Origin of the sequence: Intrasporangium sp. (assembly GCF_040414665.1) — a bacterium.
GTDB lineage: Bacteria > Actinomycetota > Actinomycetes > Actinomycetales > Dermatophilaceae > Intrasporangium.
In genome coordinates this window covers 1-9,385 of sequence record NZ_JBEDUL010000132.1, presented here as the reverse complement: position 1 = coordinate 9,385, position 9,385 = coordinate 1, and the positions used below count along the sequence as shown (strand labels likewise).

Below are 9,385 nucleotides of genomic sequence, written 5' to 3'. Positions count from 1 at the left end.
GACCAGTCGACCGGGCCCTCGTCGTCGGCAAGGGTCTTGGGGGCCGGCACCCCGATGATCTCGAACCGCTCGCCTCGCGCATCGCGGGCGTCCGACAGCAGCTCGCGCAGCTCCCTGGTGAGGGCATGGTCGGGATGCGCGGGATCCTCCTGGTCGTGCAGGAGGATCACCCCCGGGGACGGGATGGTCGCCACGATGTCGACGTGTCCCCGGGTGCCGAACTCGTCGTAGTCGCGGGTCAGCCCGCGCGGCAGCCAGATTGCGTGCGTGGCCCCGATGGTGCGGGCGAGTTCCGCCTCCACGTCCGCCCTGGTCAGCGAGGGGTTGCGCCCCGGGTCCAGCTGCACCGTCTCGGTGAGGAGCACGGTGCCGAGGCCGTCGACGTGGATGCCGCCGCCTTCGTTGACGAGCGACGAGGGGATCAGCTCGGCGGGCGTCTGCATCGCGACGAACGCGCCGATCTTCGAGTCGTGCTCCCACGACGCCCACGACTGGGCGCCCCACCCGTTGAAGACCCAGTCGACGGCACCGAGCCGTCCGTCGTCGCCGAGGACGAAGGTCGGTCCGATGTCTCTCATCCACGCGTCGTCGAGCGCGGTTGGCACCAGCTCGACCTCGGGGTGCAGGTACCGCCTGGCGACGGCCGCGTCAGCCGGCACGACCACCATCCGCACCGGCTCGAACTCGACCACGGCGTTCGCCACCGCGGCCCACGTGCGGCGGGCCTTCTCCACCTCCTCCTCGGTGTCACCGAGCGTGTAGCCCTGGCTCGGCCAGGCCATCCACGTGCACTCGTGGCGAGCGGTTTCCGACGGCATTCTCCAGACGGTCACGGCTCGTCCTCAGACGGTGCGCTGGTGCTCGGCGCGGACCGGCTCGACGAGGGCACCGTAGGAGTCAGGCCGCCGCGTCGAGAGGAACGGGAAGAGGTCCAACCAGTCGTCCCGCTGGGCGAGGTCGAGGTCGGCCACCAGCACGGCAGCCTCGTCGCGCGGGGCCTGGACGAGGACCCGCCCGTAGGGATCGGAGACGAACGACGACCCGTAGAAGGTGATGAGGCCCTCGGTCCCATAGCGGTTCGGGACGACCATGAACAGGCCGTTGGCGATGCCGTTGCCGACGATGACCTGCTGCCACAGGGGCTGGGTGTCGAAGTCCGGATGATCAGGCTCCGAGCCGATCGCCGTCGGGTAGCACAGCACCTGCGCCCCGCCGAGGGAGTACAGCCGGGCAACCTCGGGGAACCACTCGTCCCAGCAGGTGGGCAGGCCGACCCGGACGTCCGGGTCGCGAAGCTCGACCACCGGATAGGCGTCCTCTGCCGGGCCCGGCCGGAAGTACTTGTCCTCGTAGTAGCCGGCCGTCACGGGAATGTGGGTCTTGCGGGTCCGCGCGACGATCTCGCCGGAGGGGGCGACGATGACCGCCGTGTTGAAGCCGAGACCGTCCCCCCGGTCGGCGCGCTCGTACAGCGAGGCGTGCACGTGGACGCCGTGGTCGCGGGCCGCGTCACGGGCGAAGGTGACCGTCCGGCCGGTTGCGAGGTCTTCGGCGATGTCGCTCGGGGTCCCCTCCGGCACCGTGTCGGCGGGGTAGCGCGACAGCGTCAGCTCGGGGAGGAAGACGACCTTGGCCCCTGCCTCGGCCGCCGTCCGGATCCCGTCGCGGAGCGTCTCCACGAGGGCGTCCGGGTCGTCGACCCAGGCGTGCTGGACGAGCCCGACGCGCAGGGGCGGGTTCGCCGGCGCGTCGACTCGGGCGAGGGACTCAGGGACAGCGGTGGCCTGGATGAGCTTCACGCACGGCAGTATGGCCCACGAGCGCGACGGCGTGGCCACGGGCACTGCTCCCGTCGGCGCCGTTCACCGGATCCCCGCGGCCGCGGAGACGACGGCGGTCGTGACCGCGTCGAGCGCTTCGGAGGCGACCCGCCAGGCCTGCCAGTGGAGGGTCACCTCGGCCGTCCACGCGGGGTCGAGCACCACGAGCTCGTCTCGCGGATCCTGCAGGTCAGGGACCATGCCCCATCCCACGCCGGCCCGCACCGCTGCCACGAACTGCGTGGAGTCCGGGACGAACGTCTGTGGCAGCGGCCCCGTGATCCCGAGACGCTCGGCGAGGCCGATCTGCATCCGGTCCTTCCGGTCGAACTGGACCACGGGAGCCGCGGCCAGCCGGACGGGGTCGACACCGTCCACGAACCAGCGGCGCACGAACGACCGCGCCGCCTTGGCCCGGTAGGTCATCCCGCCGAGACGCCTGACTGAGCAGCCCTGGACGGGTCGCGGCTCGGCCGTCACCGCGGCCATGACCTCGCCGGAGCGCAGCAGGTCCGCGCTGACGTGCTCGTCGTCCCGACGGACCTCCAGCTCGACCTCGCCGGCCGTGCCGATCGTCGTCACCGCGTCGGCGAACCACGTCGCGATGGAGTCGGCGTTGACGACGATGGGGATGCGGATCCGACCGGCCTCCGAAGCCTCGGGAGCACGCAGCTGCTGGACCGTCTCGTCGGCGACATGCAGCAGCTGTCTGGCCTGCCGCAGGAGGGCCAGCCCCCTCTCCGTGGGACGCACCGGCCTCGTCCGCTGCATCAGGACCGCACCGGCCGCCGTCTCGAGGGACTTGATGCGCTGGCTGATCGCCGACGGTGTCACGTGGAGGGCACGAGCGGCTGCGTCGAAGGTCCCGTGGTCGACCACCGCGACGAACGCCCGGAACTGGTCCACGTCCATGAAGCAATGCTAATGATGCTTCAGAAACATTCGCTGGCCTTAGGCGACCAGAAGCACTTAGCGTCGCCGTGTGACCGTCCTCTCCCCCGCGCTCGCCGGCTTCGGCACCGGCGCGAGCCTCATCGTCGCCATCGGCGCCCAGAACGCGTTCGTCCTGCGGACCGGGCTCGCCCGGCGATGGGTGCTGCCGGTCGTGCTCGTGTGCCTCATCTCGGACGTGGTCCTCATCGTGGCGGGCGTCGCAGGAATCGGTGCGGTCACGGAGCGTGCGCCGTGGGCGCTCGAGGCGGTCCGGTGGCTCGGTGTCGCCTTCCTCGTGGGATACGCCGTCCTCGCACTGCGGCGCGCGGCCCGGCCGTCCGCCCTCGCCGCCGACGGTCCGGCCGAGCAGTCACCCCGCCGAGCCGTGCTCGGCGCCGTCGGGCTGACGTGGCTCAACCCGCACGTCTACCTCGACACCATGGTCCTCATCGGCTCGCTCGCCGTCGCCCACGGGGACCCCGGTCGATGGACCTTCGGGGCCGGCGCCGTGCTGGCCAGCGCCGTCTGGTTCCCGCTCATCGGCTTCGGGGCCGCGCGCCTGGGCAGGTTCTTCACCAAGCCAGCGGCCTGGCGCGTCGTCGACGCCGTCATCGCCGTCCAGCTGCTCGTCCTCGCCGTCGCCCTGGCGCGCCCCTCTGCGATCTGACCTCAACCCGGGCGAAGCTCGACCTCGTCGGTTCCCCGGCCGAGACGGATCCGCACAGTCCGGACCTCCACAGTCGCCGGCTGCTCGCCGAGACGGGCGAAGACCTCGTCGAGCCGTGCGAACGTCTCCGCGGTGGGCTCGGGCGGCTGCCCGTCGGCGTTGCCCGTGAGACCGGTGACCCGGTGCCCCTCATTGAGGCTGAACGTCGCTGACAGCAGGTCCACGGGCGACCCCCGCCGCTCCTCGATCCCCCGCCGCAGGACGTCGGCCGCCTCACGTGCCACGTCAGCGCCGGGCACCGCATCATCCTGCCCCTCGTTCGACGCAGTCGGCGCCTCCGGCGAGCGCGCCGATTCTGTACGCGGCGCGGGCGCGTTCGGGGGCCGCCGCTCCATGTGGCCGTCGGACAGGTAGCCCGCTCCCGCGAACTCGATCTTCGCGAAGTCGATGCGCTCGTCGCGCGCGAGGGAGTTGTCGATGACGTAGGCGAGGTGGACCGGCAGGTCGGCCATTCCCGGCCGCAGTTGTTGCCCCACGAAACGCGCACACACGACGAGGGCATGGACGCGAACCATCGGCCGGCCCTTGCGGTCGCTGATGCGCTGCTCCGGATCGACCCGCTCCAGGTCGAAGCCCTCGATCGGGTAGAAATGGAGCGGTCGCCGCAACAGCATGAGCGAGTAGTCGGGCCGGTCCGGACCCGGCACCAACCGGTACAGCTCGCCATTGACCGGCAGTTGCCAGGTGAGCTCCTCGGCGGCGAGGTCGAAGCGGGCGAGGTGCACGAGCGGCCCGTACTTGCCGACCCGCGGCGATGCCGGCTCGGCGACTGGAGGTGAATCCATGCCCAAAACCTACCCGCGCCAACGACGGGCGTGACGACCGGCGCTCGAGCGGCCACGCCCGCGAGCGCAGGCCGGCCCAGCGGCATACGGCCAATGCGGTTACCGTGGCCACGTGACGTCCGCACCGGATCTCGCCTCCCTCGCCGCATCCCTCTCCGAGGGCGCCCTGACGACCGACCCGGCGACCGTCGAGAACTATCGACGCGACTGGACACAGTCAGACACAGCCGGTATGCCGCTGGGCTTGGTCCGCGCCCAGCGCGCGGAGGACGTCGTGGCGACGTTGCGCTGGGCGTCGGCACACGCGGTGCCGATCGTCCCGCGTGGTGCCGGGAGCGGTCTGTCCGGCGGCTCGTGCGCCGTGGACGGGTGCATCGTCCTGTCGCTCGAGCGGATGCGCGCGATCGAGATCGACCCGGCCACGCGGACCGCCATCGTCGAGCCCGGTGCGTTCAACGCAGAGGTGAAGGCGGCAGCGGCGGAGCACGGCCTCTGGTACCCACCCGACCCGTCCTCCTTCGAGATCTGCTCCATCGGCGGGAACGTCGCGACCAACGCGGGCGGGCTGTGCTGCGTCAAGTACGGCGTGACGACCGACTACGTGCTCGGCCTCGACGTCGCCCTCGCCGACGGGACCCTGCTGCGACTCGGCGGCCAGCGGATCAAGGACGTGGCCGGGCTGCCGCTCCTCAAGCTCTTCGTCGGCAGCGAGGGCACGCTCGGCATCGTCACCCGGGCCGTCCTGCGCCTGGTGCCGGCCCGTCCGCCGGCGGCCACGCTCGTCGCCACCTTCCCCACCGTGGCGACCGCTGCCCGCGCCGTCGTCGAGATCGGCAGGCACCTTCGCCCCTCCATGCTCGAGCTGATGGACAACGCCTCGATCAACGCGGTCGAGGACTACCAGGCGATGGGCCTGGACCGCACCGTCGGCGCGCTCCTGCTGGCGCAGTCCGACGCCCCGGGTGCCGCGCGGGCCGAGGAGATCGAGGTGATGCGCGCCGCCTGTGAGGATGAAGGTGCCCTCGAGTGCTTCGTGACGGACGACCCCGCCGAGGGAGAGCTGTTCGCGGAGGCGAGGCGGGCGGCCTTCCCCGCGATCGAGAAGCTCGGCGCGCTCATGCTCGAGGACGTCGGGGTGCCGATCCCACTCCTGCCGGAGCTGCTCGCCGGCATCGCGGCGATCGCCGAGGCCAACGACGTGCAGATCCCCGTCGTCGCCCACGCCGGCGACGGGAACACCCACCCGCTCATCGTCTACCCACGCGGCGACGAGGCGGCGAAGGAGCGCGCCACCATCGCCTTCAGCGAGGTGATGCACCTGGCGATCCGGCTCGGCGGCACGATCACAGGGGAGCACGGTGTCGGACGGCTCAAGCGCGGAGCCCTCGCGGACCAGCTCGGGCCCGACGTCATGGCGCTGAACCAGCGCATCAAGAGCGCCCTCGATCCGCAAGGCATCCTCAACCCCGGCGCCGCCATCTGACGGGTCAACCAACCGGGTCGCAGGCCCGGTTCCACCCAGCCTGAGCACGGCCAGCTCCGGACGCCCGGGTGGTTGACCCCGGGCAGACGAAAGGCGGGCCCGCCCACTCCGAGGAGTGGTCGGACCCGCCGTCGCGAGAGAGAGCGTCAGCTCACTTGAGCTCGACGGTCGCGCCGGCGCCCTCGAGCTGCTCCTTGGCCTTCTCGGCCGCAGCCTTGTCGACCTTCTCGAGGACGGGCTTCGGGGCGCCGTCGACGAGGTCCTTGGCCTCCTTGAGGCCGAGGCTCGTGAGCGCGCGGACCTCCTTGATGACCTGGATCTTCTTGTCGCCTGCAGCGGTGAGGATGACGTCGAACTCGTCCTTCTCCTCCTCGGCAGCGGCCTCGCCACCGGCACCACCGGCGGCCGGGGCCGCGGCAACCGCAACCGGTGCAGCGGCGGTGACCTCGAAGGTCTCCTCGAACATCTTCACGAACTCGGAGAGCTCGATGAGGGTCATCTCCTTGAAAGCGTCAAGGAGCTCGTCGGTGCTGAGCTTCGCCATGATGGCTTCCTTCCTGTTATTGCCGTGAGTGGCGGTTTGTTGAATCGAGCTGGGACACGCCGTGGCGGGTCAGCTCTCGTCGCCACCCTCGGCGACGTCGGTGGTTGCCTCGGCTGCCGGAGCGGCCTCCGTGGCGGGAGCCTCGTCTGCCGCGGGAGCGGCGGACGCGACCGGACCCTGTGCCTCGACCTTGGCGCGCAGGGCGTCGACCACGCGGGCCGTCTGCGCGAGAGGTGCGGCAAAGAGGTAGACGGCCTTGTTGAGCGAGCCCTTCATGGCGCCCGCCAGCTTGGCCAGGAGAACCTCACGCGACTCGAGGTCGGCGAGCTTCGTGATCTCCTCGGCGGTCAGCGGCTTGCCGTCGAGGACGCCAGCCTTGATCACGAGGAGGGGGTGTGCCTTGGCGAAGTCACGCAGGCCCTTGGCCGCCTCGACCGGGTCACCGGTGACGAAGGCGATGGCCGACGGGCCCTGGAGCTGCCCCTCGAAGGCCGTGATCCCGGCCTCCTTCGCGGCGATCTCCGTGAGCGTGTTCTTGACCACGGCGTAGGTGGCGTGTCCTCGGATCGAGCTGCGCAGCTCGCCGAGCTGCTTCACCGTCAGGCCGCGGTACTCGGTGAGAACGGCCGCGCCGGACTGACGGAACTTGTCCGTGATCTCGGCGATGGCTGCCGACTTCTCGGGGTTTGCCATCGGGGCCTCCCTTCCCTTGCGTCGTGCCGCCGGGAGAAGGCTCGAGGGGCCCACACGACAAGAGCCCCGGCGCAGGCGCACGGGGCTCACACAAACATACGGGTCGTATGCCGCTGGGCTTGGTGTCCTGCGCTGGCTGCCCACATCGTGTGGAACCTTCGGGAGGGGCGTGGTGCCCACGTCCTCCAACCGGCGGTCATTGGTCGTCGTCAAGGGTACGGCCCAGAGCATGAAGGTCCAAATCGTCGCCTCGACGGCCCCACCGGCCGTGCTTCCACATCATCGACTCTCCGGTGTCCTAGCGTGAAGGGCATGCAGAAGGCAGCCTCTGCCGGGGCCCTGCGACGGCTGCGCCGCCAGCGGCTCTTGGCGGGCGCGGCGGTGGGCTGCTGCATCGTCGCGAATGTCTGGACCGTCTCGATCGCGGCGCCCGAACCCGGCTCCGAGGGATCACTCGCGGGCATGGGACGCGTGTCGGCACAGGTCGGGCTCCTCTCGAGGCCCGCGCCGGCCAACACGGCCAAGGAGCTGGAGGTGGTCGAGCGGGGGGACGGGAAGCTCACCCCGGTTGCCATACCGGTCGGCGTCCTCCGGAGCGCGCCGAAAGGGCGCGACGTGCGCATCAGCATCGAGACCGAGGGCGGCCTGCCCGTTGATGCCGAGGAGTTCGCCACGGCGGTCGCGACGACGCTCTCCGACGCCAGAGGGTGGCAGGGCGTCGACAAGGTCCGGTTCGTCGCCGCCTCCTCCGCCGCGCTGGCCAAGGGCGCACAGGCTGATGTGCGCATCACGCTGGCCAGTCCCGAAACGACCGACCGTCTCTGCGCGCCGCTGCGGACCCGTGGACAGGTCAGCTGTCACAACGGGGGCCGGGCCGTCATCAACCTGCGCCGGTGGCAGCTCGGCGCGGAGGCCTATGGCGCCGACCTCGCCGGCTACCGGAACTACCTCGTCAACCACGAGGTCGGACACAGCCTCGGCCACGGACACGCCTTCTGCGCCGGCAACGGCGAGGTCGCGCCGGTGATGATGCAGCAGACCTACGGCCTCAAGGGCTGCTCCGCCTGGCCCTGGCCGAGCCCCAAGCCGGCCTGACCACGCCCGCCCGGGCCTGGCGCGCAAGGATGGGACGTAGTCGCTGCGCGACGGCGCGCCGCACGAGGGAAGGCAGGATCTGTGACTTCGCAGCCCGTCCAGGAGTCAACGGTCGTCGGTATCGTCGGGGCCGGTCCCGCCGGCCTCATGCTCTCGCACCTGCTGTCGCGGAGCGGCATCGACTCGATCGCCGTCGACACCCGCACCCGAGACGAGATCGAGCACACCCACCGGGCGGGCATCCTCGAGCAGGACAGCGTCCGGCTCCTCACCGACACCGGTGTCGACGGCCGCGTCCTGACCCAGGGCTCCGAGCACGAGGGGATCGAGCTGCGCTTCGCGGGCGAGGGCCACCGGATCGACTTCAAGCATCTCGTGGGTGCTTCGGTGTGGCTCTATCCCCAGACCGACGTCTTCATCGACCTCGCCAACGCGCGGGAGCGGGATGGCGGGGATGTCCGGTTCGGAGTTCGTGACACGAAGGTGCTCGAGGTGCGCGACCAACCGGTCATCTCCTTCGTCGACAGCGAGGGAATCGCACGGGAGGTGCGGTGCGACTATCTCGTCGGGGCGGACGGTTCGCACAGCATCTGCCGCCACGAGATCCCCGAGTCGCTGAGCACGCAGTACTTCAAGGAGTACCCGTTCGCGTGGTTCGGCATCATGACCGAGGCGCCGATGAGTGCTCCCGAGCTCATCTACGCGCGGCACGAGCGGGGGTTCGCGCTCATCAGCCAACGCACGGAGCAGCTGCAGCGGATGTACTTCCAGTGCGACCCGGCAACCGATCCGGGGACGTGGTCCGACGAGATGATCTGGAACGAGCTCCAGACGCGTGTGTCAGGAGGCGGCTTCTCGCTCAAGGAGGGACCGATCACCGAGAAGGTGGTGCTGCCCTTCCGTAGCTTCGTGGCGGAGCCGATGCGCTACGGCCGGCTGTTCCTCGCGGGCGACGCGGCCCACACGGTGCCTCCGACCGGAGCCAAGGGCCTCAACCTGGCCCTGCAGGACGTCAAGGTCCTCGCCGAGGTGCTCGACGCGGCAGTCAACCTCGGCAGGACCGAGCTCCTCGAGACCTACGGAACGCGCGCCCTCGAGCGGGTCTGGAAGGCCCAGCAGTTCTCCTACCGCCTGACCACGCTGCTGCACACGCTGCCGGGCGAGACGCCCTTCGACGCGAAGCGCCAGCTGGGAGAGCTGAGCTCGATCGTCACGTCAACCCATGGGTCGGCACACCTCGCGGAGTGCTACACGGGCTGGCCCACCGCCCAGCTCTGAGCCGGCCTTCTCCTCGAGTGTGCACTT

The 9,385-nt window shown here is 70.6% G+C and carries 10 protein-coding genes; 4 read left to right on the top strand and 6 right to left on the bottom strand.

Features of this window, described 5'->3' with window-relative positions; translation table 11 throughout:
* The 3 genes from ABF401_RS13705 to ABF401_RS13695 all read right to left on the bottom strand — a co-directional run.
* The coding region (locus ABF401_RS13705) for an agmatine deiminase family protein (RefSeq protein WP_353510123.1) at positions 1–818 on the bottom strand (818 nt) is incomplete at its 3' end.
* 24 nt (positions 819–842) lie between these two features.
* A complete protein-coding gene (locus ABF401_RS13700; protein WP_353510122.1) occupies positions 843–1,799 on the bottom strand; it encodes a nitrilase-related carbon-nitrogen hydrolase in 957 nt (318 codons plus the stop codon).
* Between the two features lie 63 nt (positions 1,800–1,862).
* Positions 1,863–2,732, bottom strand: a complete 870-nt coding sequence (locus ABF401_RS13695) for a LysR family transcriptional regulator ArgP (RefSeq protein ID WP_353510121.1) — start codon at positions 2,730–2,732, stop codon at positions 1,863–1,865.
* Between the two features lie 70 nt (positions 2,733–2,802).
* On the opposite strand from ABF401_RS13695, the gene ABF401_RS13690 reads away from it, so the two are divergent.
* Complete coding sequence (locus ABF401_RS13690; protein WP_353510120.1) at positions 2,803–3,420, top strand: LysE/ArgO family amino acid transporter; 618 nt, start codon at positions 2,803–2,805, stop codon at positions 3,418–3,420.
* 2 nt (positions 3,421–3,422) lie between these two features.
* Here ABF401_RS13690 and ABF401_RS13685 read toward each other — a convergent pair whose 3' ends face one another.
* A complete protein-coding gene (locus ABF401_RS13685) occupies positions 3,423–4,265 on the bottom strand; it encodes a hypothetical protein (RefSeq protein WP_353510119.1) in 843 nt (280 codons plus the stop codon).
* Between the two features lie 112 nt (positions 4,266–4,377).
* Here ABF401_RS13685 and ABF401_RS13680 point away from each other — a divergent pair, with 112 nt between their 5' ends.
* Positions 4,378–5,748 (top strand): FAD-binding oxidoreductase, encoded by a 1,371-nt coding sequence (locus ABF401_RS13680; RefSeq protein ID WP_353510118.1) that lies wholly within the window; start codon positions 4,378–4,380, stop codon positions 5,746–5,748.
* A gap of 151 nt (positions 5,749–5,899) precedes the next feature.
* On the opposite strand, the gene rplL is transcribed toward ABF401_RS13680, so the two are convergent.
* Both rplL and rplJ read right to left on the bottom strand, forming a co-directional pair.
* On the bottom strand, positions 5,900–6,292 hold the full coding sequence (gene rplL, locus ABF401_RS13675) for a 50S ribosomal protein L7/L12 (protein ID WP_353510117.1): 393 nt from the start codon (positions 6,290–6,292) through the stop codon (positions 5,900–5,902).
* 69 nt (positions 6,293–6,361) lie between these two features.
* A complete protein-coding gene (gene rplJ / locus ABF401_RS13670; protein ID WP_353510116.1) occupies positions 6,362–6,985 on the bottom strand; it encodes a 50S ribosomal protein L10 in 624 nt (207 codons plus the stop codon).
* Between the two features lie 312 nt (positions 6,986–7,297).
* On the opposite strand from rplJ, the gene ABF401_RS13665 reads away from it, so the two are divergent.
* Entirely contained in the window at positions 7,298–8,080 is a 783-nt protein-coding gene (locus ABF401_RS13665) for a DUF3152 domain-containing protein (RefSeq protein WP_353510115.1), read from the top strand.
* An 81-nt stretch (positions 8,081–8,161) separates the two neighbouring features.
* Positions 8,162–9,358, top strand: coding sequence for a 4-hydroxybenzoate 3-monooxygenase (locus ABF401_RS13660; RefSeq protein WP_353510114.1), 1,197 nt, complete (start codon positions 8,162–8,164; stop codon positions 9,356–9,358).
* Positions 9,359–9,385 lie beyond the last annotated feature (27 nt).